At 67.7% G+C, this 23,294-nt stretch carries 24 protein-coding genes and 1 other RNA gene; 5 read left to right on the top strand and 20 right to left on the bottom strand.

Annotated features, from left to right (window positions below; translation table 11 throughout):
* Window positions 1-16 precede the first annotated feature (16 nt).
* Complete coding sequence (locus KAK07_RS21350) at window positions 17-526, top strand: CIA30 family protein (protein ID WP_210857148.1); 510 nt, start codon at window positions 17-19, stop codon at window positions 524-526.
* 36 nt (window positions 527-562) lie between these two features.
* Here the strand turns inward: KAK07_RS21350 and radC are convergent, their stop codons facing one another.
* The 5 genes from radC to KAK07_RS21375 all read right to left on the bottom strand — a co-directional run bounded on the left by radC (window position 563) and on the right by KAK07_RS21375 (window position 4,599).
* Window positions 563-1,078, bottom strand: a complete 516-nt coding sequence (gene radC / locus KAK07_RS21355) for a RadC family protein (RefSeq protein ID WP_210857147.1) — start codon at window positions 1,076-1,078, stop codon at window positions 563-565.
* A 305-nt stretch (window positions 1,079-1,383) separates the two neighbouring features.
* Complete coding sequence (locus tag KAK07_RS21360) at window positions 1,384-1,842, bottom strand: hypothetical protein (RefSeq protein ID WP_210857146.1); 459 nt, start codon at window positions 1,840-1,842, stop codon at window positions 1,384-1,386.
* 54 nt (window positions 1,843-1,896) lie between these two features.
* Window positions 1,897-2,706: an endonuclease NucS domain-containing protein gene (locus KAK07_RS21365; protein ID WP_210857145.1), complete on the bottom strand. Its 810-nt coding sequence runs from the start codon at window positions 2,704-2,706 to the stop codon at window positions 1,897-1,899.
* A gap of 37 nt (window positions 2,707-2,743) precedes the next feature.
* Window positions 2,744-3,952 carry an XRE family transcriptional regulator gene (locus KAK07_RS21370; RefSeq protein ID WP_210857144.1) on the bottom strand — a complete coding sequence of 403 codons (1,209 nt, stop codon included), beginning with the start codon at window positions 3,950-3,952 and terminating at the stop codon, window positions 2,744-2,746.
* On the bottom strand, window positions 3,949-4,599 hold the full coding sequence (locus KAK07_RS21375) for an alpha/beta hydrolase (RefSeq protein ID WP_210857143.1): 651 nt from the start codon (window positions 4,597-4,599) through the stop codon (window positions 3,949-3,951). The genes KAK07_RS21370 and KAK07_RS21375 overlap by 4 nt, the downstream gene beginning before the upstream one ends.
* A 183-nt stretch (window positions 4,600-4,782) precedes the next feature.
* On the opposite strand from KAK07_RS21375, the gene KAK07_RS21380 reads away from it, so the two are divergent.
* From KAK07_RS21380 to xth, 3 genes are all read left to right on the top strand, one after another.
* Window positions 4,783-5,379 carry a DUF6088 family protein gene (locus tag KAK07_RS21380; protein ID WP_210857142.1) on the top strand — a complete coding sequence of 199 codons (597 nt, stop codon included), beginning with the start codon at window positions 4,783-4,785 and terminating at the stop codon, window positions 5,377-5,379.
* Window positions 5,372-6,397 (top strand): nucleotidyl transferase AbiEii/AbiGii toxin family protein, encoded by a 1,026-nt coding sequence (locus KAK07_RS21385; protein ID WP_210857141.1) that lies wholly within the window; start codon window positions 5,372-5,374, stop codon window positions 6,395-6,397. The genes KAK07_RS21380 and KAK07_RS21385 overlap by 8 nt, the downstream gene beginning before the upstream one ends.
* Before the next feature lie 176 nt (window positions 6,398-6,573).
* Window positions 6,574-7,341 (top strand): exodeoxyribonuclease III, encoded by a 768-nt coding sequence (gene xth, locus KAK07_RS21390; protein ID WP_210863129.1) that lies wholly within the window; start codon window positions 6,574-6,576, stop codon window positions 7,339-7,341.
* Here xth and KAK07_RS21395 read toward each other — a convergent pair.
* From KAK07_RS21395 to KAK07_RS21445, 11 genes are all read right to left on the bottom strand, one after another.
* Window positions 7,325-8,224 (bottom strand): DMT family transporter, encoded by a 900-nt coding sequence (locus KAK07_RS21395; RefSeq protein ID WP_210863131.1) that lies wholly within the window; start codon window positions 8,222-8,224, stop codon window positions 7,325-7,327. The genes xth and KAK07_RS21395 overlap by 17 nt on opposite strands.
* Before the next feature lie 61 nt (window positions 8,225-8,285).
* A complete protein-coding gene (gene ntrC / locus KAK07_RS21400; protein WP_210857138.1) occupies window positions 8,286-9,785 on the bottom strand; it encodes a nitrogen regulation protein NR(I) in 1,500 nt (499 codons plus the stop codon).
* A 9-nt stretch (window positions 9,786-9,794) separates the two neighbouring features.
* On the bottom strand, window positions 9,795-10,889 hold the full coding sequence (gene glnL, locus KAK07_RS21405; protein ID WP_210863133.1) for a nitrogen regulation protein NR(II): 1,095 nt from the start codon (window positions 10,887-10,889) through the stop codon (window positions 9,795-9,797).
* Window positions 10,889-11,395 (bottom strand): hypothetical protein, encoded by a 507-nt coding sequence (locus KAK07_RS21410; protein WP_247664528.1) that lies wholly within the window; start codon window positions 11,393-11,395, stop codon window positions 10,889-10,891. Before KAK07_RS21410 ends, glnL begins: the two co-directional genes overlap by 1 nt.
* A 146-nt stretch (window positions 11,396-11,541) precedes the next feature.
* Window positions 11,542-12,957: a type I glutamate--ammonia ligase gene (glnA, locus tag KAK07_RS21415; RefSeq protein ID WP_210803902.1), complete on the bottom strand. Its 1,416-nt coding sequence runs from the start codon at window positions 12,955-12,957 to the stop codon at window positions 11,542-11,544.
* 274 nt (window positions 12,958-13,231) lie between these two features.
* On the bottom strand, window positions 13,232-14,017 hold the full coding sequence (locus tag KAK07_RS21420; RefSeq protein WP_210863135.1) for a competence/damage-inducible protein A: 786 nt from the start codon (window positions 14,015-14,017) through the stop codon (window positions 13,232-13,234).
* Window positions 14,014-14,886: an EI24 domain-containing protein gene (locus KAK07_RS21425; protein ID WP_210863137.1), complete on the bottom strand. Its 873-nt coding sequence runs from the start codon at window positions 14,884-14,886 to the stop codon at window positions 14,014-14,016. Before KAK07_RS21425 ends, KAK07_RS21420 begins: the two co-directional genes overlap by 4 nt.
* 44 nt (window positions 14,887-14,930) lie before the next feature.
* Window positions 14,931-15,959: a sterol desaturase family protein gene (locus KAK07_RS21430; protein ID WP_210857134.1), complete on the bottom strand. Its 1,029-nt coding sequence runs from the start codon at window positions 15,957-15,959 to the stop codon at window positions 14,931-14,933.
* Complete coding sequence (locus tag KAK07_RS21435) at window positions 15,956-16,747, bottom strand: polysaccharide deacetylase family protein (RefSeq protein WP_210863139.1); 792 nt, start codon at window positions 16,745-16,747, stop codon at window positions 15,956-15,958. The genes KAK07_RS21430 and KAK07_RS21435 overlap by 4 nt, the downstream gene beginning before the upstream one ends.
* Window positions 16,731-17,747 carry a YVTN family beta-propeller repeat protein gene (locus KAK07_RS21440; protein WP_445663770.1) on the bottom strand — a complete coding sequence of 339 codons (1,017 nt, stop codon included), beginning with the start codon at window positions 17,745-17,747 and terminating at the stop codon, window positions 16,731-16,733. Before KAK07_RS21440 ends, KAK07_RS21435 begins: the two co-directional genes overlap by 17 nt.
* A 138-nt stretch (window positions 17,748-17,885) precedes the next feature.
* Window positions 17,886-18,698 carry a TIGR00266 family protein gene (locus tag KAK07_RS21445; protein ID WP_210857132.1) on the bottom strand — a complete coding sequence of 271 codons (813 nt, stop codon included), beginning with the start codon at window positions 18,696-18,698 and terminating at the stop codon, window positions 17,886-17,888.
* 114 nt (window positions 18,699-18,812) lie between these two features.
* On the opposite strand from KAK07_RS21445, the gene KAK07_RS21450 reads away from it, so the two are divergent.
* The gene (locus KAK07_RS21450; RefSeq protein WP_247664529.1) at window positions 18,813-20,639 is read left to right on the top strand and encodes a DUF885 domain-containing protein; all 1,827 of its coding nucleotides are present in this window, start codon (window positions 18,813-18,815) and stop codon (window positions 20,637-20,639) included.
* A gap of 62 nt (window positions 20,640-20,701) precedes the next feature.
* Here the strand turns inward: KAK07_RS21450 and ssrA are convergent.
* From ssrA to ompA, 4 genes are all read right to left on the bottom strand, one after another.
* Window positions 20,702-21,073: a transfer-messenger RNA gene (gene ssrA / locus KAK07_RS21455) on the bottom strand.
* Between the two features lie 14 nt (window positions 21,074-21,087).
* Entirely contained in the window at window positions 21,088-21,753 is a 666-nt protein-coding gene (gene gph / locus KAK07_RS21460) for a phosphoglycolate phosphatase (protein ID WP_210856568.1), read from the bottom strand.
* Complete coding sequence (gene ubiG, locus KAK07_RS21465; protein WP_210856567.1) at window positions 21,750-22,454, bottom strand: bifunctional 2-polyprenyl-6-hydroxyphenol methylase/3-demethylubiquinol 3-O-methyltransferase UbiG; 705 nt, start codon at window positions 22,452-22,454, stop codon at window positions 21,750-21,752. Before ubiG ends, gph begins: the two co-directional genes overlap by 4 nt.
* A gap of 116 nt (window positions 22,455-22,570) precedes the next feature.
* A complete protein-coding gene (ompA, locus tag KAK07_RS21470; protein WP_210863235.1) occupies window positions 22,571-23,236 on the bottom strand; it encodes an outer membrane protein OmpA in 666 nt (221 codons plus the stop codon).
* Window positions 23,237-23,294 lie beyond the last annotated feature (58 nt).

Here is a 23,294-nt window from a genome sequence, read left to right on the forward strand (position 1 = left end):
ACCGCAGAATCGCCACATGAGCGACCCGGACACGACATGGCTGCTGTTCGACTTCGGTGACCCTGGCGCGGTCGCCGAGTGGGCCGCGATCGACGACCGTGTGATGGGCGGCGTCTCGAGCAGCCGGCTGCGACACGACTCGGCCGGCCATGCGGTCTTCGAAGGCACCGTCTCCTTCGAACGCAACGGAGGCTTCGCCTCGATCCGGTCAACGCCCGCCGATCGAGGCGGTCCCGGCGCGCAGACCTGCTTCATCGAGGCCCGCGCCACAGGCAAGCGCTTCAAGCTGAATCTGCTGACCGAAGATGCCTTCGACAGCATCAACTACCAGGCCAGCTTTGCCCCGGGCGCTACCTGGCAGACGCTGCATATTCCCTTGTCCACCTTCCGCGCCACCTTTCGCGGCCGAGAGGTCCCCGGCGCACCGGCACTCGACCCTGCCCGCATCCGCCAGGTCGGCCTCATGATCGCCGAGCGCCAGGCCGGCGCCTTCGCGCTCGAAGTCCGGCGCATCGGCCTGGCGTGAGCGGCAAGTGGCGCCGCAACGCGGCGCCTGCGCGAGCTACACAAGCCCGTGCTCCGCAAACGAACACACGTCGGCACCGGCCACCACCAGGTGATCGAGCACCCGCACGTCGACCAGTGCAAGCGCCGTCTTCAGCGTCTGCGTCAAGAACTCGTCGGCCCGGCTCGGCTCCACGGATCCCGACGGATGGTTGTGCGCCAGGATCACCGCCGCCGCATTCACCGACAGTGCTTCCTTGACAACCTCGCGCGGGTAGACGGAGGTCTGCGACACGGTGCCGCGGAACATCTGCTTCAGCGCAATGATGCGATGCTGCGCATCCAGGAACAGCACACAGAAGACCTCATGCTCCAGCGCACCGAGCTCCAGGCGCAGATGGTCCTTCACGGCCTGCGGCGATGACATCGTGGCACCTCGCCGCACGCGGTTGGCCAGCAGCCGCCGTGCATGGCACAGCACTTCGTCGGCATGCGCCGGCCGGTACTGACCGTCGACATCGCGGACCAGCAGCGTATCGGCGGCACCCACGGATGAGATCGAAGACGTGGACATGATGGACTCCGGTGTGTCGGGCGGGATTGCCCGAGACCGGAGCACCACGGCGCAGCGCAGCCGTCAGGGTTCGAGGACGGCCGCAGGCCGCAAGCGCTCGCCCTGCGACCGCGCAGACCTTGACGGCGAGAACGGCGTGGTAGCGTGGGTCGACACGGCAAGCCCAACCTCCAAGCACCGTCGTCCAACTTGTGATGTGCGGCGGCACTGCCGCCCTGACCGCGTTAGCCGTGAGTACACCGAGTCGCTCCGAATGTGGTTTCCCACCGGCAAGAGCCCCTGTCACGTCAGATCATGCAGTTCGCTCAAGCTTTGTTAGAGACCATCGGGACCAAGCGCCCGTCGTCCATCTCCATGACCACAGTCGTCACCGTCAGCGGGTCCTCGGGCAGCTTCAACGAGAAGGCCTCGTAGCCTCCGTTCGCGGTGCGTGCCTGCTTTGGCACCGCGGCCTCGAGCTTGTTGAAGAGCGGCCCAAACAACACTCCGGGCGTCACCCCGTCATTCAACATCGAGGCATGGGCAACGCCTTCCATGCGCTCCCCATCAGGATTGCTGATCACGAACTTCTTGGAAACACCCATCCACTCGGCGTGTAGGAAGTCGGTGGCGGCCAACTGATGCAAGACAGCCAGCTTGGCCGCGTCGTCGCCATCCAGCACGTAGCTTCGTGCTGCGACGCGGGCAATGTAGCCAGCCTCATCGGCATAGGCCCACAGATTGACGCACACCTCAGGGTTGCGGAGCGGGCGCGGCGCAGTCATGACAAGTCTCCCGAAGGCGGTGAATACCGAGCATCATGAAACAGGCTTGCTCGCTTACGCAGGGAGCTCAAGAGAGGGGACCTTCGACACCGTCACTTGGAGGCGGTACTCGTAGAGCTCCACTTCCTTGTTGCTGGCACAGGCCAGGACCAAGTCTTCAGACATCGTCCTGCAAACGATGATGCCGCGCACGCGCTGGCCCGGCTCAGCAAGCTCCTTCCGCACCCAGTTCACGTAGCGCAGCAGTTGCCCGACCACGCGGTCGTAGCCCTTCTCGACCTTCAGTTCGAGCACAACGAAGTTGCCCGACTTGTCCTTTGCCAAGATGTCGATGCGGCGGCCTCCGCCCGCGGGGTACTCGAACCCGGTGATGTCTTCGTCCTGGAACAAGGTCAGCCCGGGCTCGATGAGCTGGAGGTTATCGGCCAAGTAGCGCTGCAGGTCCTTCTCCAGGGCGAACTGGGTCGAGCCGGCGAGCGCGGCGTCAACGGCTGCCCCAGCATCGTCGTCCTCCTCATCGACGGTGACCATCGCCCCACCGGCGCCAGCGATCTGAGTCTTGCCCGGCTGATGAATCGGCGCTGGGTCGACGCCAGGCTGGTAGCGCCGGTACTCGCGTGACCCGACCTTGAACAGGAGATCATCGGTGGCATTCGTCGCCGGATGGTGGCGACGACTCGGGTCGTTCGTCGAAGCCTGAACAAGGTGCGCGTGGATGCTGCCGGCCTTCAGCTTCGGGTAGTTCTTTGCGAACCACTCAACCGCACGCTGGGCGCTGAACGTTTCGTCGGGCTTGAGCTTCCACTCGGCGAGCATGTCCTTGAGAAGCGCCCGCGTTGGCTTGTCGTAGATGGTCCGAGCCATGGGGCGTTCTCACTTTCCAAGCAAGCGGTGGATTCGATCAAGACCTTCGGGGGTCACGAAATGGCAGCACGGTGCTCGGCGCAGACGCTGAACTGGCAGGCGCATCCGCCGACTGACGGATGCGGGCCAGTTGAACGACGTTGCCTCGCCCCTGAAAGTAGCCTTCGGGCAACCCAGCCAGCATCTCGATATCGTGCGACGCAAGGCCGAGATGCCGAGGAATGGCTTCCAGCGGCATCACGTTCTCATCGACGAGCAGGTCGATCGTGCGACGCAGCAAGCGGGGTCGCTCAGGCGCTCGATCGCCATCCCCCGGTTCCGACTTGGCGCCCCATCGCGCCGACCGACGCTTGAACAGCGCCTGAGCTCCTTCATCGTCCAGGAGTTTGAGAGCCCGCAGCCGCATCAAGATCGCGCCAACGGATACGCCCCAACGACGCTTCATCAACAGCAAGTCGTCCAAGGTCACCGGCATGCGCACTTCGGATGCGAAGGTCTCCGCGGGCAGGAGAAACGCGCCCGCAAACCTGTGGGCCTGCTGTTCAAGTTCCTTGTGACGCTCCCGATCGGTCGGACGTGCGATGTGCCTGTGCAGGATCAGGTGACCGAGTTCATGGGCCAGGTCGAAGCGGCTTCGATAGCCGTTGTCCTTGTCGGCGGAGAGAAGTACCAGCGGTCTTCCAAGCACTGCGCTCCACGCAGACAGGCCTTCGATCTGCGCGATACCAGTCTCTTCACGGACGAGCACAACCCCAGCGCCTTCGATGGCCAGCGCCAAGTCCTGGACAGCCGACCGCCCAAGGCGCCAGAGATCGCGACACTCCGCCGCCGCCAGTTCGATCTCTTCTTTGGTGATCTGCTCAGGATCGGTGAAGTTGCGGCTCGGCAGGTTCAGCGCCGGGAAGTCGACGAACTCGGTCAGGGCCAACGCAATGTCTTGAGCCCACTCCATCCTAGCTTCCAGCATGGCCCGGGCAGCCACATGCGCAGAGGCGTTGCTCCGGAAAAGCGGCAGCGAAACCTTCTCCGCGGGCGGCCTGGTGAACCACTCGGGCGTAACATTGACAACGTCGGCCAATCGATCGAGCGCTTCTCGCTCTGGAGCTTGGGCTCCAGCGCGCCACTTGCTCACCGTCGCGGGCGACACCCCCACCAGCGAAGCGAGCTGCGCTTGGGTCAGGCGGCGCGCAGCCAACATCTGGCTGAGGCGATCACACTGGAATCCCTGAACGCCACCGCGGCTCATGACGAGGTGCCGTCCATGTCCTTCTTGCCGATGTTCTTCTTGAGCCTCGGCACGGCCAGGTCGATTTGGCTGGGCTCTTGGACGTCATAGCGCTTGGCAAACACCTCCAGCGGCTCGCGGAACAGCCAGCCGCGCATGTACCGGTCGGGCACTGCGATCTGGATCGAGGTGGGCGATTCAGGCTGGATCTGCAATGACCCCGAGAAGCAGGCCACGAAGAACGCCACGGCTTCAGCCGGCGGCTGGTACTGATCGAACAACTCTGGCTGCACCAGCGGCTCGATGGCCTTGTTTGCGAACGCCATCTGGCGGCGAGTCTGGCTGCGCCGACCGTTGATCCAGGATCCTTCGGGGATATTGAACCTGGCGAGGGTGAAGACGCCAGTGCGGCCGGTCACCAAGCCGTTGCCCTGGATGGCCGTAGGCGCCGCCTCGGCCGCCGCGAGCGCGCGGTAGAAGGCTTCGTTCATGTTGAAGTGCCGGAGCTGGCCCAAGACATGCGGAAGGTGGCCTTCATCCATCCCCTTTGCGGCGGCGTACGCGCGCGCAGCCCCAGCATTGAGTGCGTCTTCGACGCCGAGCACAAGCCCGCGCGGGATGCTGCGCAGCAGCAGGCCTGGGATCGTGTCCTTGGTGGGCGGGTTCATGCTTTATGTCACCTCGTCAGCGATTTCGCTTAGGCGGATTTTATAACAAAATAGTTTCGCTTAAACAGGGGGGAGCATGTAGGCACCAGGGTGCCGAAAGGAGTCAAGCTCACGCCATAGCGGAGCACTTCACTTGAAAGTCGTCAGAAAACGATTCATAATTCTGACAACCAAGAAATCACCGTGCCCAACCTCGCCCAGCAAGTCCTCGCGCACGCCGCCTCGATTCCGGAAGGCGCCAGCCTGTCCGCCAAGGCTCTGCTGCACCTGGGCAGCCGGGCTGCGGTGGATCAGGCGCTGTCGCGCCTGGCGCGCAGCGGCGAACTGCTGCGCGCCGGGCGGGGCGTCTACGTCCTGCCGGTGAAGGGCAAGTTCGGCGCACGGGCACCGGATGTCGCCAAGGTGGTCCAGGAGTGGGCCAGCCAGCGCGGCGAAACCGTCGTCGGTAACGGCGCGGCTGCAGCGAATGCGCTGGGTCTGACGACCCAGGTGCCGGTGCGCCAGGTCTTCCTGACCTCGGGCCGCAGCCGCAAGCTCAAGCTCGGCGCGCAGACGGTCGAGTTGAAGCATGCCCCGCCGTGGCAACTGCTCTATCCAGGGCAGGCCGCGGGCGAAGCCATCCGCTCGCTGGCCTGGGTAGGGCCGTCGGGATCTCAAGCGGCGCTCGGTCAGCTCAGGGAAAGGCTGCCGGCGTCGGAACTGCTGGCCGTCGCCAACGCGCGCGCGCGCCTGCCCACCTGGCTTGCGAGCCAGGTCAGCAGCCTGGTGACCCGTGCCTGAATACTTCGCCCTGCCGCGCGAGGACCAGCGCGAGGTGCTACTCGTCGCGGCAGAGCGTTCGGGCCGTCCCCTGCACTTGCTCGAGAAGGACGTGTGGGTCGTATGGGCCCTGCACCACCTGTTCACCGGACGGCACGCGCCGTACCTGGTCTTCAAGGGCGGTACATCGCTCTCAAAGGCCTACGGCGTCATCAAGCGCTTCTCGGAAGATGTGGACCTCACCTACGACATCCGTGCCATCGCTCCGGACCTGATCCAGAAGGCCGACTCCCCCTGGCCCACATCACGCAGCCAGGAGAAGAAGTGGAGCAAGGCGATCCGGCAGCGCCTTGCCGAACTTGTCAGCGGCAAGCTGGCGCCTGATCTCACCGAGGCAATCGCCGAGCAGGGGCTACCGGCGAAGGCCCGCGCAGAAGGCGAGCAGATCTTCATCGACTACGAGGCCTTGGGCGAAGGCACGGGCTATGTGCGCCCCTCGGTCCTGCTGGAGTTCGGCGCGAGATCGACGGGTGAGCCCAACGAGCCGCGACTGGTAGCGTGCGACGCAGCGCCGCACCTGCCGGACGTGAGCTTTCCATCGGCCGTGCCCCAGGTCATGCGCCCCGAGCGCACGTTCTGGGAGAAGGCCACGGCCATCCATGTCTTCTGCGCCCAAGGCAGCTTTCGAGGCGGTGACCGCTACGCGCGCCACTGGCACGACGTGACGCGGCTCGATGCTGCCGGCTTCGCCGACAGCGCCGCGAAGGACCGCGCATTGGCGCTCGCCGTCGCAGAGCACAAGAGCATCTTCTTCGCCGAATCGATGCCAGACGGTGCGCCCATCGACTACCGCGCAGCGGTCACCGGTGCACTGGATCTGGCACCGAGCGGCGAAGCGCGGAAGACGCTGGCCGAGGACTACCAGCGCATGATCGAGGACGGCCTGCTCTTGGACGACGCCGAACCCTTCGACGTCCTGCTGCAGCGTTGCCAGGCGCTTGCGCTCAAGGTGAACGCGGCGGCGCTGGGGGCCGCATGACGCTCTGCCCGCGCATCCAAGAACGCGCGCCGAGGACCGCTTGTAGGATGGTGACAACAGATTGCCGCCCAGCGCCATCGCCTGGGCTCGCAGCGGAAAAAACTGGGGGTATGCGTGGGGGTACCGACCAGATCTCAATAGATAAAGTTCAATAAATACAGTACGTTAGGACTGCTTTGAAACTAGCCACCTGGAACGTCAACTCGCTGGCCGTGCGCCTGCCTCAACTGCTGGACTGGCTGGCTGCGCATCCGGTGGATGCGCTGGTGCTGCAGGAGACCAAGCTCACCGATGACAAGTTTCCGCAGGCCGAGATCGAGGCCGCCGGCTACCACGTGGTCTTCCACGGCCAGAAGACCTACAACGGCGTGGCGCTGCTGTCGCGCAGCGCGGCGACCGACGTGGTGCGCAACATCCCCGGCTTCGCCGACGAGCAGGCGCGCGTCATCGCCGGCACCGTGGATGGCGTGCGCGTGGTGGGCGGCTATTTCCCGAACGGCCAGGCGCCCGACAGCGAGAAGTTCGTCTACAAGATGGGCTGGCTGCGGGCGCTGGAAACCTGGCTGGCCGACGAGCTGACGCGCCACGACTCACTGGTGCTGATGGGCGACTTCAACATCGCGCCCGAAGACCGCGACGTCTACGACCCGGTGGGCTGGGCCGGCCAGATCCACTGCACCGATGAGGAGCGGGCCCACTTTCGTGCGCTGCTGGACCTGGGTCTGGTGGATGCCTTCCGCCTGTTCGAGCAGCCGCCCAAGAGCTGGAGCTGGTGGGACTACCGCAACCTGGCCTTCCGCAAGAACCAGGGCCTGCGCATCGACCACATCCTGGTCAGCCAGGTGCTGCAGCCGCGCGTCAGCGCCTGCGAGATCGACAAGGCACCGCGCAAGAACGAGCGCCCCAGCGACCACGCGCCGGTGATCGTCACGCTGGCGCCTTGATCGATGGACCGGCGCGCTGCGGCCACAGCGCCCAGACATTGCCGGCCACCGCCAGCAGCGCGCCGGCCACGGCCAGCGCCTCGGGCCGGTAGCCCTCGAACAGCATCGACACCGTCATCGCCACCACCGGCGTGCTGACGCCCACATAGGCCGCACGCGCCGGGCCGATGCGCTTCATCAGCGCGTAGTAGCTGCCAAACGCCAGCACCGAGCCGGCCAGCACCAGGTAGGCCAGGGACCAGCCGAAGGCCGCGCTCCAGCGCAGGGTCCAGGATTCGCCGCTGGCCAGCGACAGCAGCGCCATGCACAGCGCGCCATAGCCCATCGCCCAGGCCAGCGGCGCCGGGCCGCTGACCTGCTGGCGGTGGTAGTGCGCGGCACACAGGCTGGAGACCGAGGACATCAGCACCGCCGCCGCGGTCAGCGCCGCGCCGGTCAGCACCGATGGCGACGCGGCCAGCCGTGCGAACTCGTGCCAGAAGATCATCACCACGCCCCCCACGCCGGCCACGCCGCCGATGGCCACGCGGCGCGACATCGGGCTGCCCAGCAGCCAGCGGGCAAGCACCATGTTGAGCAGCGGTGACGCCGCGTAGCCCACCGCCACCAGCCCGGTCACCACGTGGCGCTCGGCCTCATAGACGCACCAGTAGGCCAGCGCAAAGCCGGCCAGGCCCTGCAGCGCGAACCAGCGGTGCAGCCGCACGGGCAGGCGCAGGCGCTCGCCGCGCCACCACGCCCACAAAGCCACCGCCAGCGCCGCCAGCGTAAAGCGCAGCGCCACGCCAGCCCCAGGCGCGATCGCCTCCAACTGGTAGAGGATGGCGAACCAGGTCGTGCCCCAGACGAGCACGCAGACGATGAACAGCACGGACGAGGGCATCGCGGGGCAGTGTCGCACGCCCCGCGAATGGCCCGCTCATGGCCCACTCATGGCCCGCCGATCAGTCGTCGATCTGCAGTTCCTGGATCTTGCGCGTGATGGTGTTGCGGCCGATGCCCAGCTTCTGCGCCGCCTCGATGCGGCGCCCGCGGGTGATCAGCAGCGCGGTGTGGATCAGGCGGGCCTCGAACTGGCGCGTCAGCGCGTCCCACACCTCGGGGGCGCCGGACTCCAGCATGCGGCGCGCCACGCCTTCCAGATCGTCCAGCCACCCGGCCGGCATGGGCGCCGCTGGCGACGCGGCGACTGCCGCCGGTGCCGCCATCGGCACCGGAGCCGCGGGCTCGTGCATCACCGGCGTGGGCAGCGCGGCCGAGGCGGGTTCGGCGGCCAGCGCGCCCAGCAGTTCGGGCGGCAGGTCCTTCAGTTCGATCACCTGGGCCGGCGCCATCACGGTCAGCCAGTGGCAGACGTTCTCGAGCTGGCGCACGTTGCCCGGGAACTCGAAGCCCTTGAGCTTTTCCAGGGCCTCGTCGGTGATGCGCTTGGGCTCGACACCCAGCTCCTTGGCGCTCTTCTGCAGGAAGAAACGGGCCAGCGCCGGGATGTCCTCGGCGCGCTCGCGCAGCGGCGGCAGGCGCAGGCGGATCACGTTCAGGCGGTGAAACAGGTCCTCGCGGAAGGCGCCGTCGCGCACCCGCTGCTCCAGGTTCTGGTGCGTGGCGGCAATGACCCGCACATTGGCCTTGAGCGGCTGGTGGCCGCCCACGCGGTAGAACTGGCCATCCGACAGCACGCGCAGCAGGCGCGTCTGCAAATCGAACGGCATGTCGCCGATTTCATCGAGGAACAGCGTGCCGCCATCGGCCTGCTCGAAGCGGCCGCGGCGCATGGTCTGCGCGCCGGTGAAGGCGCCGCGCTCATGGCCGAAGAGCTCGCTCTCCAGCAGGTCCTTGGGGATGGCCGCGGTGTTGATGGCGATGAAGGGGCCGTTGGTGCCGCCATCGCCGCGCGGGCTGTGCCGGTGCAAGGCGCGCGCCACCAGTTCCTTGCCCGAGCCGCTCTCGCCGGTGATCAGCACCGTGACGTTGCTCTGGCTGAGGCGGCCGATGGCGCGGAAAACATCCTGCATCGCCGGGGCCTGACCCAGGATCTCGGGCGCGGGCTGGTGGCGTTCATCGCCCACCTCCTCGCGCAGGCTCTCATCCACCGCGCGGCGGATCAGCTCGGTGGCCTTGGTCAGGTCGAAGGGCTTGGGCAGGTACTCGAAGGCGCCGCCCTGGAAGGCCGACACGGCACTGTCCAGGTCGGAGTAGGCGGTCATGATGATGACCGGCAGACCCGGCAGGCGCTGCTTGACCTGGCTGAGCAGGTCCAGGCCGGAGCCGCCCGGCATGCGGATGTCGCTGACCAGCACCTGCGGCTCGTCGCCGTCGTTCAGGGCGTGCAGGACGTCGCGGGGGTTGGCGAAGCTGCGCACCGGCAGCTGCTCGCGCGCGAGGGCCTTCTCGAGCACGAAGCGGATGGATTGGTCGTCGTCAACGATCCAGATGGGTTTCATGCAGGGTGCTCAGGGCAACGGAATCACGATCTTGAAGACCGTGCGTCCCGGCTCGCTGTCGCACTCGATCGTGCCCTGGTGTTGTTGCACGAAAGTCTGCGCCAGCGTGAGCCCGAGGCCTGAGCCGCCCTCCCGCCCCGATACCAGCGGGTAGAAGATGCGGTCTCGCAGCGATTCGGGGACGCCCGGTCCGTTGTCCTGGATATGCAATTCCAGTGCCAGTCGGAAGCGCTGCTTGCCGATCGTCACCTGCCGCGACACGCGCGTGCGCAGCACGATGCGCGCATCGCCGTGGTCGATCTGCTCGGCCAGCGCCTGACAGGCGTTGTGGACGATGTTGAGCACCGCCTGGATCAGTTGCTCGCGGTCGCCGCGGAACTCGGGGATCGAGGCGTCGTAGTCGCGCAGCACCTGCAGGCCGCGCGGGTACTCGGCCAGCACCAGCGAGCGCACGCGTTCGCAGACCTCGTGGATGTTGACGTCGCTGACGATGTGGGGCTTGCGGTGCGGCGCCAGCAGGCGGTCGACCAGGGCCTGCAGCCGGTCGGCCTCGTGGATGATGACCTGGGTGTACTCGCCCAGCTCCGGCGAGGGCAGCTCCAGCGCCAGCAACTGCGCCGCGCCGCGGATGCCGCCCAGCGGGTTCTTGATCTCATGCGCCAGGTTGCGGATCAGCTCGCGCGTGACCTGGGACTGACCGGCCACCCGCTCCTCGCGGTCCTGGCGGGTCTGCTGCTCGATCTCGATCATCTCCACCAGCAGCCGCTCGTGCGAGTGGTCGATCTGGCTGACGATGAAATGCACCGGCAGCGGCTCGGTGGCGCCCACCACTGCGCGGCGCAGCGCGCTCTCGAAGCGGCGGGTGGAGAACTGGTTGGCGGCCAGCGCCTGCAGGGCCTCGAGCAGCTGGGCCGGCTCGCGGCACCACTCCAGCAGCGAGCGCGAGGTCAGCGTGCGGCGCGACAGGCCGATCACCGACTCCAGCACGCTGTTGACGAACAGGCACTGGCCATCGGGGCGCACCACCGCCACCATCGTGGCGAGCTGGTCGAAGGCCTCCCAGTGACGCTCGCTGGGCGACGGGGTCACCGGTCGCGTGGGCATCACGAGGCCACTTTGCTGATCTCGCGCCGCAGTGCGGCGATGTCGGCTTCCTTGCGGGTGATGGCCGCCTTGATCTCGGCCACGCGGTCGATGTACTTCTGCGGGTTGCGCACCTCGTCACCGCGGCGTTCGGGTTCGCCGTTGTTGTACTCGCGACGCAAGGCCTCGAGGGCGGCCTCCTCCTTGGCGAGTTCGGACTCGAGGATGCGGCGGGCGTCACTCTCGCGGGCGCGCTGGTCGGCGTCATTGACCTTGGTGCTGCCAGGCGAGGCCGAGGGCACCGGCCGCGCCTTGGGCATGGCCACCGACGTGGGCTGCTGGGCTTCGCGCGCCTTGCAGCCGCGCTGCTCGGCTTCCTTGGCGGTGATGGTGTTGGTGAACACGTTGCCAGGGCAGACGTAGTACACCTGCGTGCCCGACTGGGCCCGGACGGCCGACGCCGCCAGCAGGCCCAGGCCGAGGACCAACAGCACACCAGGAGCACGGGGGGCAGGAGGGGATCGCATGGCGGCATTGTCGCTGGATTGGCAGCGCAGCGTGATGACAGGCTGGGGATCAACGCCTGGCGCCGCCCGCCGGCCGACGCCGCTGCGGCGCCCCAAAGAAAAAGGGACGGCCAGGCCGTCCCTTTCGTGCGCGATCCCGCGAGGGATCACAGGGCGTAGTACATGTCGTACTCGACCGGGTGCACGGCCATGCGGAAGCGGGTGACTTCCTGCATCTTCAGGTCGATGTAGGCATCGAGGTAGGCGTCGGTGAACACGCCGCCCTTGGTCAGGAACGCGCGGTCCTTGTCCAGGTACTCGAGGGCCTGGTCCAGGCTGTGGCAGACGGTCGGGATCTTCGCGTCTTCTTCCGGCGGCAGGTGGTACAGGTCCTTGGTGGCGGCTTCGCCCGGGTGGATCTTGTTCTCCACGCCGTCCAGGCCCGCCATCAGCAGCGCGGCGAAGCACAGGTACGGGTTGGCGGAAGGGTCCGGGAAGCGGGCTTCCACGCGACGGCCCTTCGGGTTGGCCACGTAGGGGATGCGGATCGAGGCCGAGCGGTTCTTGGCCGAGTAGGCCAGCTTGACCGGGGCTTCGAAGCCGGGGACCAGGCGCTTGTAGCTGTTGGTGCCGGGGTTGGTGATCGCGTTCAGCGCGCGGGCGTGCTTGATGATGCCGCCGATGTAGTACAGCGCGAACTCGCTCAGGCCGGCATAGCCGTCGCCCGCGAACAGGTTCTTGCCGTCCTTCCAGACCGACTGGTGCACGTGCATGCCGGAGCCGTTGTCGCCAACGATGGGCTTGGGCATGAAGGTGGCGGTCTTGCCATAGGCATGGGCCACGTTCACGATGATGTACTTCTGCAGCTGCAGCCAGTCAGCGCGCTGGACCAGCGAGCTGAACTTGGTGCCGATTTCCATCTGGCCGGCGTTGGCCACTTCGTGGTGGTGCACTTCCACCGGGATGCCCAGCTGCTCGAGAAGCAGGCACATCTCCGAGCGCATGTCCTGGCCGCTGTCGACCGGCGGGACCGGGAAGTAGCCGCCCTTGACGGTGGGACGGTAGCCGGTGTTGCCGTGCTCGTACTCCTTGCTGGAGTTCCAGGCGGCTTCCTCGGACTCGATCTTGAAGAACGAGCCGCCCATTTCGTTGCCCCAGCGGACGCTGTCGAACACGAAGAACTCGGGCTCCGGACCGAAGTAGGCGACATCGCCCAGGCCGGAGGCCTTCATGTAGGCTTCAGCGCGCTTGGCCAGCGAGCGCGGATCGCGCTCGTAGGGCTTGCCGTCGGTGGGATCGATGACGTCGCAGGTCAGGATCAGCGTCGGCTCTTCGAAGAACGGGTCGATGTTGGCCGTGTTCGGGTCCGGCATCAGCAGCATGTCCGACGCTTCGATGCCCTTCCAGCCAGCGATCGACGAGCCGTCGAACGCATGGCCCGACTGGAACTTGTCTTCGTCAAAAGCGGACACGGGCACGGAGACGTGCTGTTCCTTGCCACGGGTATCGGTGAAGCGGAAGTCAACGAACTTGACGTCGTTGTCCTTCACGAGCTTCATCACGTCGGCGACGGTCTTGGCCATCAGAAAGGCTCCTGGCGGATGGTTGGCTGAGAAGAATCGGGAATGAATTCCGGGAACGGCGGTCGGGCGGTACAGGGCCCCATGACAGGGTTCACCCGTGGAACCCGACTGCAGCGGGCGGAATGTAGCAGAAAGCGTGCCCAAATCTGGTGATCGGCCAGGGGGTTTCAGCGGGGCGGGTCCCCGAGGAAGCAAGGGACTTGACGGACGTCACCTGAGGCAATGCACCGTCCTGGTGATCAATATGCATCATATTGGTGCATTCGCGGCGCCCTCATTCGGTGCTGACGCGCAGCTCCGGAAAGGCCGCCAATCCGCCCTTCAGCGCCTCGAAGGCCTGGGCGGCCAGCACCGGCTCGCCCTTGACCCCGAGCTCGATGTGACGCCCGCGCTGCGGATGGTCGACGCTGGGCAGGCTGAACACCCGCACGCCGGCAAAGCGCGCCTCGATGGACTCCATCAGCGGCGTCAGCGTGGCCTCCAGGCCGTTGTAGACGTACAGCGCATGCTCGGCATGCGGCTGCGGGCGCAGGTCGGCGTAGCAGGTGTCGAGCACCCACTCGATCATCGGGTGCGCCATCACCGGGAACCCGGGCAAGAAGTGCAGGCGCCCGAGGCTGAAGCCGGGGATCTTGTTGTACGGGTTGGGGATCAGCGTGGCGCCTGCCGGGAACACGCCCATGTTCAGGCGGTGCACGTTGTCGGGCCGCTCGGGCTCCCAGGCCACGCCCTGCTCGGCGGCCACCTCGCGCATGCGCTCCTCGATCAGCGCCTTGGCGCCCGGGTGCAGCGCCAGCGGCAGGCCGGCGGCCAGGGCGGCGCACTGGCGTGTGTGGTCGTCGGGCGTGGCGCCGATGCCGCCGCACGAGAAGACGATGTCGCCGCTCTCGCGGGCCTCCTTCAGCGCGGCGATGATGCGCGGGCGGTCGTCGCCGATGAACTGCGCCCAGCCCAGCGCATGGCCCCGGGCCGCCAGCAGTTCGATCAGCCTGGGCAGGTGCTTGTCCTGGCGGCGACCCGAGAGGATCTCGTCGCCGATCACGAGCAGACCGAAACTCATGGCAACCTCGGTGCGTCGGTGACGGGGGGCAGCGGTGCGGCAGGCGGCTCGACGGGCACCACCTCGACCATCTGGCGGCGGCGCAACTCGTCCAGCGCCGCCAGCGCATAGTGGGCGAACCACAGCGCCGCGAAAGCGAAGACCAGCGTGTAGAGCCACACCGCCACCGCGATCATCAGCGGCGCGAAGATCAGCGCCGCCGCACCGCCCACCGCCCAGATCAGCGAGGGCGCCGCGCCCAGATAGCCGGTGACCACGCCGATCAGCAGCAGAGGCCAACGGTGCTCGGCGACCACGGTGCGGCGCTCGGCGGCGCTGGCGGTGTCGGCCAGCACGTCGAAGCCCATGACCTGGCGGGTCAGCCAACCCCAGATCAGCGGCGGGACGATCAGCACCAGTGGCGGAATCAGCCACAGCGGCATGGTCACCAGCAGGGCCGCCAGCGCCACCAGCGTGCAGCCAACCGACCACAGCACCGCGGTCACGAAGGACGCGCCATGGCGCTGCTCCAGCGTCGGGAATCGCCGCTCGCGCACCAGACGGGCCACCGCCGGCGTGGCCAACCAGGCCACCAGCAGCAGGCTCAGCACGACGATCAGCGGCACCGCCAGCGCCAGCACGATCACCGGCCCGACCAGCGACCGCCACGACGCGCCCAGGTTGACCTCGATCCACTGCAGCATCGCCGCCACCAGCGACCAGCCCTCCAGCGTGGACCGCACGCCGGCCACCGCGGACTCCCAGAACAGCCAGCCCAGACCCAGCGCCAGCAGCGAGGACAGCAGCAGCGGCATCAGCGTCAGGCCCATCACCCGGGGCAGGAACAGGTAGGCGCCGGCGCGCCAGAAGGAATCGAGCAGCAGCTTCATGGTGCGGAGGATAGCCTCAGGTGCGGCGGATCAGGCGCGGCGGATCATGCGCGCCCGATCAGGCGCAGCAAGCCCAGGCGCTGCTGTGCCCAGAAGCCGCGACCGTAGTCGCGACCGCCTTCGTCAGGCCATTGGTCACGGATGCCGCAGGGCCCGTTGTCATGGCGGAAGTCGGCGGTGCCCAGCAGCATGTCCCACAGCGGGAACAGCACGGCGAAGTTGCAGCCGCCCAGCGTGCCCTTGCCATGCGATTCATGGCCGATGCCGGCGCCGTGGTGGCGCCGATGGAAGGCCGGCCCCACCAGCAGGCGCTCGCCCAACCAGCCGAAGGACAGCCGCAGGTTGGCGTGCGCCAGGTTCTCGACCAGTTGCGACAGCGCGATCAAGGCCACGAACTGCCCCGGGGCCACGCCGATGACGCGCGCCACCAGCACGAACACCGCGTCGACGATCAGGCTGTCGAGCAGGTGGTTGCGGCTGTCGCTCCACATCGTCACATGCCGCTGGCTGTGGTGCAGCGCATGCAGCGCCCACCACCAGTTGAACTGGTGCTGGGCGCGGTGCAGCGCGTAGTTCAGCAGGTCGAAGACCAGCAGGTAAACCAGAAAGCCGGCCAACTGCGTGTCGCTGACCCCGGGCCACCACGGCGCGATCCACTGGTCCAGGTGCCAGCCGTCCACACCATGCACGGCCAGCCAGCCGAACAGCGCGTTGAACAGCGGATCGACCGCGAAGAACAGCGCCACCCGGAACAGGCCGAGCCGGTGGATCAGCGTGTAGAGCACGTCCACGCGCACCGCCTGCCGGCGCTCGGTCTGCGCCACGGCGCTGGTGGCCCGCGGCTCATCGGGGCGCCAGCGCTGCAGCGGCGCGATCAGCAGCAGCATCGCGGCGATCTGCAACACGCCCACCAGCAACCAGCCGGTGGCGTCGAAGGCGTCGCTGATGAATGAGCCCAGCCCCGCGTGGAACAGCAGCGGCTGCACCACCGCCTCGAACAAGGCCTGCTGGGCGTCGCCGAAGGCCCCGGTCAGCGCGTCGACGGCGGCCTGGGCGGTGTCGACGAGGCTCATGGCGGCGAGGCGGCCAGCGCCGCGCGGTAAGCCGGGTGGTCGCGCAGCGACGCGAAGCACAGGCCTCGCGCCTTCAGCCCGGTGATCAAGGGCTCGAGCACCGCGGGCGCCCAGGGGTCCTGGCGCGACCAGATGCCCAGGTGGGCCAGCAGCACGTCGCCCGGGCGGATGTCGCGCAGCGCCTTGTCGAGCAGCGCGCGGTTGGGGAAGCGCTCGCTGGAGAGCTCGTCGCCCAGGAAGCCGGCGGGGCTCCAGCCCACATGGGTCCAGCCGCAGGACGCCGCGGCGCGCAGCAGCGCGGGCGAGGTCTTGCCTCCCGGCGCGCGGAAGAGGCGCGGCATGCTGCGGCCCGTCATCTGCGTGAAGCGGGTGCGCACGCGCTCGAGTTCCTGGCAGTAGTCCTGCGCGCTCCAGTGCAGGGTCTGGCCGTTGCGCGGACCGGCGCTGGGCCGCATCTCGAAGCCGCCGTCGGCACGGTCGGCGCGCCAGTAGACGTGGTCGAAGGTGTGGCTGCCGAACAGGTGTCCCTCGTCGGCACGGGCCTTCCACCAGGGCGCCCAGCGCTCATCCAGGCTGCCGCCACCCTCCTGGGTGCGCTCGTTGGCCAGAAAGAAGACCGCCGGCACCTGCTGGCGCTGCAGCACCTCGGCCACCAGCGGCGCCACGCCCATGTGGCCGGTGTCGAAGCTCAGGTAGATGGGTCGCTCGCAGGCGGCGCCCGCCGCCAGCGGCCAGGCGACCGCGGCCAGCAGCAGCCCGCGGCGCAGCGCGTCACTGCCGCGGGGCATGGTCCAGCGTGTAGATCCCATGGGGCGAGCGGCCCACGTTGACCTGGCGGATCACCTTGCCCTGTTCGATGTCGATCCAGGTCACCTTGCGCGCCCAGCGCGAGCTGAGCATCAGCGTCTTGCCGTCGGCCGACACGTCCATGCAGTCGGGGCCGCCGGGGCCAGGCAGCGTGCGCACCACGCTCATGCTCTGGGTGTCGATCATGCTGACCGTGTTGGCCACCCGGTTGCTGACGAAGATGTGGCGCTTGTCGCCCAGCGCACGGAAGGCATGCGCGCCCTCGCCGGTCTCGATGCGCTTGACCAGCTTGGCGGGGCCGCTGGAGACGTCGTAGACCTCAACGAAGCGGTCGCCGGTGAGCCCGACGAACAGCGTCTTGTCGTCGGCCGTCAGGTACACGTCGGCCGGCAGCGAGCCGGTGGGCACGCGCCAGCGGATGGTCTGGGTGGTCAGGTCCACCGCGATCAGTTCGCTGCTGTCCTGCATCGACGCATAGACCACCGAGCTCTTGCTGTCGATCCACTGGTGGCTGGGCGTCTTGCCGGTGGCGATGCGCTTGACCAGCTTCAGCGGCTCGGTGCTGCTCTCGGGCTGCCAGCGGTAGATGTCGACATGGTTCAGGCGGTTGGCCAGCGTGACGAACCACTTCATGTCGGGCGAGAAACGCAGCTGGTAGGGGTCGACGATGCCGGTCAGCGTGCGCTGCACCTGGGCGGTCAGCGGGTCGATGAAGGTCAGCGTGTCGCCCACGGCGTTGGCCACCAGCAGCGATTTCTCGTCCGGGGTCAGGTACAGGTGGTGCGGCTCCTTGCCCACCGGGATGCGCTTGACTTCCTTGAAGCTGACCGGATCGATCACGCTGACGTTCGCATCCAGGGAGTTCAGCACGAAGATCGGTCGCTGGCCCGGCGGCGGGACCGCAGTCGCCGACTGCGCAACGGCCGGCGCCGCATCCAGCCACAGGACACCGGCCAGGCCACAGACCAGAGCGTCGCGCAGGGCGCGGAAGAAGCGGTTCACAAGGATCACGTCAACACCAGCAACAGCAAACCTGTCAGTGTAGACGCCCCCACGGGATAACCCGCACGGGGGCCGCGCACGGCGCGCTGCGGGCCGCCGCCGCGGGCCGAAAGTCCCTCACTCGTCGTCGCCACCCAACACGCCACCCAGCAGGCCGCCGCCCAGCACGCCGCCCAGCACCGAGCCCTCCTCGCGCGAGCCGCCCATCTGCGGTGCGGCGGCGAAGACACGGCTGGCCAGACGCGAGAACGGCAGGCTCTGCAGCCACACCGTGCCCGGGCCGCTGAGCTTGGCGAAGAACAGGCCCTCGCCGCCGAACAGCGCGGTCTTGATCTTGCCGACGTACTGGATCTCGAAGTTCACGTTGGGCGTGAAGGCCACCACGCAGCCGGTGTCCACCAGCAGCGTCTCACCCGGCTTCAGTTCGCGCTTGACCACGGTGCCGCCCGCGTGCACGAAGGCCAGGCCGTCGCCCTCGAGCTTCTGCATGATGAAGCCCTCGCCGCCGAAGAAGCCCACCGACAGCTTCTGCTGGAAGTAGATGCCCAGCGACACCCCGCGCGCCGCGCACAGGAACGCATCCTTCTGGCACACCAGCATGCCGCCCATCTGGCGCAGGTCCATCGGGATGATCTTGCCCGGGTACGGCGCCGCGAAGGCCACGCGCTGCTTGGCCGGCGCATTGTTGGTGTAGACGGTCGTGAACAGCGACTCACCGGTGATCAGGCGCTTGCCGGCACCCAGCAGCTTGCCGAAGAAGCCGCCGCCCTGGTTGGAGCCGTCGCCGAAGACGGTGTCCATGCCGATGCCGGCCTCCATGTACATCAGGCTGCCGGCCTCGCCGACCGCCGCTTCGCCGGGGTCGAGCTCGACCTCGACGAACTGCATCTCCGAGCCCTTGATCTCGTAGTCCACCACATCCATGGCCATGGTCTTCTCCTGTGCGGAAATCTGGAACGGCGCGCATCGTACCAAGGCGCGTGAGACCCCTGGAATGCTCCGGATGGCTCAAGCCGGCAGGGCCACGTTATGCTGGGCTTCACGATGAGTCACCCCCACCGCTATCGGCGCTTCAGCGCCCAGGCCCCGCTGGCCGCCATCGCCCTGGTGGCCGGCCTGGTCCTGGCCCCTGTGCCCAGCCTGGCCGCCCACCACCGCCCTGCCCCCATGCCCACCAGTGCGCAACGCGATTTCGCCGCCCTGAGCCACGCCTTCATCGAGGCGCTGTGGCGCATCGACCCGGATGCCGCGATCTACGCCGGGCGCTACGAAGGCAGCGGCCGCCTGCCGGTGCCCGATGCGGCGGCCCGCGCGGCGCGCCTGGCCTTCGTCACCGACTGGCAGCAGCGCCTGGCCGCGGTGGACGCCCAGACACTGGGCATCCAGCAGCGCACCGACCTGATCCAGTTGCGCAACAAGCTCGAGCAGGACCGCTTCGAGCTGGAGGTGCTGCGCCAGTACCGCTGGGACCCGTCGGCCTACAGCATCGCCGGCCCGATCGACCTGATGCTGCAGACCCGCTTTGCCCCCGAGCCCCAGCGCCTGCGCCTGCTGCTGCGACGCCTGCAGGCCGTCCCGGCCTACTACCAGGCGGCCCAGCAGGCCATCGAGCAGCCCACGCGCGAGCACACCGCGCTGGCGATTGCGCAGGCACCGGGCAATCTGTCGGTGCTGGACGAACTGGGCCGTGCCGCGCGCGCCTCCAAGGCACTGGGCGCCGCCGAGCGGCGCCAGTTCGAGGTGCGCCTGGGTGCCGCCAAGGCGGCGGTGGACGGGTATGTCGAATTCCTGCGCGGGCAGCTGCGCCGCATGGACGCCGAGCCCGGCTACGCACGCCCGTTCCGCCTGGGCGGCACGCTCTACGAGCAGAAGTTCCGCCTCGACATCCAGTCCGAGCGCAGCGCTGCGCAGACCTATGACGCCGCCCTGCAGGCACGCGAGCAGTTGCTGACCCAGATGGCCGATCTGGCGCGCGGCCTGTGGCCCCGCGTGATCGGCCCGGCCGCACCACCCACCGACCGCCTGGTGCTGATCGGCCAGGTGATCGACAAGCTCAGCGAGCGGCATGTGGCGCGCGCCGATTTCTACCCCGAGATCCGCCGCCAGATCGCCACGTTGCAGGACTGGGTGCGCCAGAAAGACCTGATCAGCCAGGACCCGCGCAAGCCGCTGGTGGTGCGCGAAACCCCGGTGTACCAGCGCGGTGTGGCAGGCGCAGGCATCGAATCCCCCGGTCCCTACCGGCCGCAGGACCGCACCTACTACAACGTCACGCCGCTCGACGAGCTGACCGATGAGCAGGCCGAGAGCACGCTGCGCGAGTACAACCACTGGATCCTGCAGATCCTCAACATCCACGAGGCGGTGCCCGGCCACTACACGCAGCTGGTGCATGCCAACCGCTCACCGTCGCTGGTCAAGACGCTGTTCGGCAACGGCGCCATGATCGAGGGCTGGGCGGTGTTCAGCGAACGCATGATGCTGGAGAACGGCTGGGGCGACCACGCGCCCGAGATGTGGCTGATGTGGTGCAAGTGGAACCTGCGCAGCGTCACCAACGCCATCCTCGACTACGCGGTGCATGTGCAGGGCATGACCGAAACCGAGGCCCTGGACCTGCTGACCCGCCAGGCCTTCCAGACCCCGCAGGAAGCGCGCGAGAAATGGCGCCGGGTGACCCTCACCTCGGTGCAGCTGACCAGCTACTTCAGCGGCTACAGCGAGATCATGGCGCTGCGCCAGGCCCGACAAGCCCAGCTGGGCGAGCGCTTCCGCGTGAAGGACTTCAACGAGCAGTTCCTGAGCTACGGCAATGCGCCCGTCGGCGCGATCCGGGCGCTGATGCTGGAGCGGGCGGCGACGCCCCAATGAACAAGGCCCGGGCGCCGATGCGCCAGGGCCTTGAAGCAAGCACGCCGGAGCGTGCAGTGTGATGGTGGAGCCGGGGGGAATTGAACCCCCGTCCGCAAGCCATCGCCAGGTAGATCTACATGCTTAGCTGACTGATTTGGATCTCACACCCCGTGCCGCGCAGCAGCACGCTGCCCGGGATGCCAGCCACTGAGTCTCGTCGCCTGGTGAGTGGCCCACCGGTCGACCAGCCAATGTGAATGACCTCTCTGTCTTCGGCCTTGCGACCTCAGACGCAGCCCATCGGCCAACTGCTGAGAGGCTCACCGGTGTTAAGCGGCGAGGGCGAAACGTTCGTCGTTCGCAGTTACTTGTTTCCAGTGGTTTTACGAGCGAACTGGTGCTCGGCATGCACTATCCCGACTCCGCACCCACGTCGAAACCAGGTCGGCCCCAGGAATCCTGTAGTTTAGGTCAGTTCCAGCCACTTCAAGAGATCGATCGGTTCGGACAGCACCGCATCGGCCGCCCAGTCCTCGATCGCCTCGCCCTGGCCCAGGTAACCCCAGGCGGCGGCCAGGGCCGCCATGCCGGCGGCGCGGCCGGCCTGGATGTCGCGCAGGTCGTCGCCGACGTAGATGCAGGCCTCGGGCGCCACGCCGGCCTGCCGGGCCGCTTCCAGCAGTGGCGCGGGGTGCGGCTTGGCATGCGGCGTGGTATCGCCTGCCACCAGCGCCGCGGCGCGTCTGTCCAGCCCCAGGCCCTGGATCACCGGCCAGGCGAAGCGCTCGTGCTTGTTGGTCACGATGCCCCAGCGCAGACCGGCGCCTTCCAGGCGCTGCAGCACCGGCTCCATCGCCGCAAAGACGCGCGTCTCGCGCAGCATGCGGGCCTCGTAGAGCGACAGGAAGTCCTCGCGCAGGGTGTCGAATGCGGCATCGCCCGGCGCCACGCCGAAGGCCACGCCCAGCATGCCGCGCGCGCCGGCGCCCACCATCGGACGCAGGGCCTCGAAGGGCAAGGCAGGCCGCTGGTGGCGTTCACGCAGCTCATTGGCGGCACCGGCCAGGTCGGGCGCACTGTCGACCAGGGTGCCGTCCAGATCGAACAGCACCGCCTGCACACCGGCCCTCATGCGAGCGGCTTGCGGCAGGCGATCAGGTAGTTCACGCTGGTGTCGCTGCTGAGCCAGTAGCGACCGGTCAGCGGGTTGTGTTCCATGCCCCGCATCGCCGACAGTTCCAGCCCCGCCCCGCGCACCCAGCGCGACAGTTCGCTCGGACGGATGAAGCGGTGGTGATCGTGCGTGCCAGCCGGCAGCATCTTCAGCACGTACTCCGCGCCCACGATGGCAAACAGCCAGGACTTGAAGTTGCGGTTGAGGGTGGAAAAGAACACCCAGCCACCGGGCTTGGCCAGCGTGGCGCAGGCCTGCACCACCGAGCCCGGCTCAGGCACATGCTCCAGCATCTCCATGCAGGTGACCACATCGAACGCGCCCGGCTGCTCGGCCGCCAGCGCCTCGGCGGCCACCTCGCGGTAGTCCACCGCCACGCCCGACTCCATCGCATGCAGCCGTGCCACCTTCAGCGGTTTCGTGGAGAGGTCGATGCCCGTGACCTGGGCGCCGCGGCGGGCCATGGCCTCGGCCAGGATGCCGCCACCGCAGCCCACGTCCAGTGCACGCGCGCCCGCCAGCGTGGCCTGCTCGGCGATCCAGTCCAGGCGCAGCGGGTTGATCTGGTGCAAGGGGCGGAATTCGCCATCGGGGTCCCACCATTTGTGGGCCAGGTCTCCGAACTTGTCCAGTTCCTGCGGGTCGGCGTTGATGCTCATGGGCGTGATGGTAGCGGCCTGAAACGAACAATCCCGCCGCAGCGGGATTGGATCTGATCAGCGGCAGATGTGAAAAACCCCGCCGCAGCGGGGTTTCGAAGCATCCGGCGAGCGGATTACTTGTTGCGGGTACCGACGACCTCGATCTCGACGCGGCGGTTCTTCGCCTTGCCTTCCTTGGTCTTGTTGTCGGCGACCGGCTGCTTCTCGCCCTTGCCTTCGGTGTAGACGCGGTTCTTCTCGACGCCCTTGTCGACCAGGTAGGCCTTCACGGAGTCAGCGCGGCGGACCGACAGCTTCTGGTTGTAGGCGTCAGAGCCGTCGCTGTCGGTGTGGCCGACGGCGATGATGACTTCCAGGTTCATGCCCTTGGTCTTGGCAACCAGGTCGTCCAGCTTGGCCTTGGCTTCAGGCTTCAGCACCGACTTGTCGACGTCGAAGAAGGCGTCGGCAGCGTAGGTGACCTTTTCGCTGACCGGAGCGGCCGGCGGAGCGGGCGGTGCGGGCGGCTTGGCGGGCGCCGGAGCCGGGGCGGGCGCGGGGGCCGGAGCGGGCGCCGGGGCCGGAGCGGCAGGCTTCAGCGCGCCGTCGCAGTTCTCGGCAGCCGTTGCGGGCGTCCAGTTGGCATCGCGCCAGCAGAGTTCGTTGGTGCCGTTCTTCCACACCAGCGAGCCATCAGCATTACGCCAGTTGTCGACGGTCTTCTGGGCGAAGGCGCTCGACATCGGGGCAGCAAGCGCGGCAGCTGCGAACAGCATTGCCACCTTGTTCAGTTTCTTCATGATTCTCCTCTCAAGGAAAGCCGCAGAGGCCTGCGATACGTCCAAATCGGAAGCGAGA

Origin of the sequence: Ideonella alba (assembly GCF_018069875.1) — a bacterium.
In the GTDB taxonomy this organism is placed as follows: domain Bacteria; phylum Pseudomonadota; class Gammaproteobacteria; order Burkholderiales; family Burkholderiaceae_C; genus Ideonella; species Ideonella alba.

Bases quoted from the DNA above. Each gene is read 5' to 3' on its own strand.
- KAK07_RS21350 (WP_210857148.1), top strand. From the start codon at position 17: ATGAGCGACCCGGACACGACATGGCTGCTGTTCGACTTCGGTGACCCT.
- radC (WP_210857147.1), bottom strand. From the start codon at position 1,078: ATGTCCACGTCTTCGATCTCATCCGTGGGTGCCGCCGATACGCTGCTG.
- KAK07_RS21360 (WP_210857146.1), bottom strand. From the start codon at position 1,842: ATGACTGCGCCGCGCCCGCTCCGCAACCCTGAGGTGTGCGTCAATCTG.
- KAK07_RS21365 (WP_210857145.1), bottom strand. From the start codon at position 2,706: ATGGCTCGGACCATCTACGACAAGCCAACGCGGGCGCTTCTCAAGGAC.
- KAK07_RS21370 (WP_210857144.1), bottom strand. From the start codon at position 3,952: ATGAGCCGCGGTGGCGTTCAGGGATTCCAGTGTGATCGCCTCAGCCAG.
- KAK07_RS21375 (WP_210857143.1), bottom strand. From the start codon at position 4,599: ATGAACCCGCCCACCAAGGACACGATCCCAGGCCTGCTGCTGCGCAGC.
- KAK07_RS21395 (WP_210863131.1), bottom strand. From the start codon at position 8,224: ATGCCCTCGTCCGTGCTGTTCATCGTCTGCGTGCTCGTCTGGGGCACG.
- ntrC (WP_210857138.1), bottom strand. From the start codon at position 9,785: ATGAAACCCATCTGGATCGTTGACGACGACCAATCCATCCGCTTCGTG.
- glnL (WP_210863133.1), bottom strand. From the start codon at position 10,889: ATGCCCACGCGACCGGTGACCCCGTCGCCCAGCGAGCGTCACTGGGAG.
- KAK07_RS21410 (WP_247664528.1), bottom strand. From the start codon at position 11,395: ATGCGATCCCCTCCTGCCCCCCGTGCTCCTGGTGTGCTGTTGGTCCTC.
- glnA (WP_210803902.1), bottom strand. From the start codon at position 12,957: ATGGCCAAGACCGTCGCCGACGTGATGAAGCTCGTGAAGGACAACGAC.
- KAK07_RS21420 (WP_210863135.1), bottom strand. From the start codon at position 14,017: ATGAGTTTCGGTCTGCTCGTGATCGGCGACGAGATCCTCTCGGGTCGC.
- KAK07_RS21425 (WP_210863137.1), bottom strand. From the start codon at position 14,886: ATGAAGCTGCTGCTCGATTCCTTCTGGCGCGCCGGCGCCTACCTGTTC.
- KAK07_RS21430 (WP_210857134.1), bottom strand. From the start codon at position 15,959: ATGAGCCTCGTCGACACCGCCCAGGCCGCCGTCGACGCGCTGACCGGG.
- KAK07_RS21435 (WP_210863139.1), bottom strand. From the start codon at position 16,747: ATGCCCCGCGGCAGTGACGCGCTGCGCCGCGGGCTGCTGCTGGCCGCG.
- KAK07_RS21445 (WP_210857132.1), bottom strand. From the start codon at position 18,698: ATGGCCATGGATGTGGTGGACTACGAGATCAAGGGCTCGGAGATGCAG.
- KAK07_RS21450 (WP_247664529.1), top strand. From the start codon at position 18,813: ATGAGTCACCCCCACCGCTATCGGCGCTTCAGCGCCCAGGCCCCGCTG.
- gph (WP_210856568.1), bottom strand. From the start codon at position 21,753: ATGAGGGCCGGTGTGCAGGCGGTGCTGTTCGATCTGGACGGCACCCTG.
- ubiG (WP_210856567.1), bottom strand. From the start codon at position 22,454: ATGAGCATCAACGCCGACCCGCAGGAACTGGACAAGTTCGGAGACCTG.
- ompA (WP_210863235.1), bottom strand. From the start codon at position 23,236: ATGAAGAAACTGAACAAGGTGGCAATGCTGTTCGCAGCTGCCGCGCTT.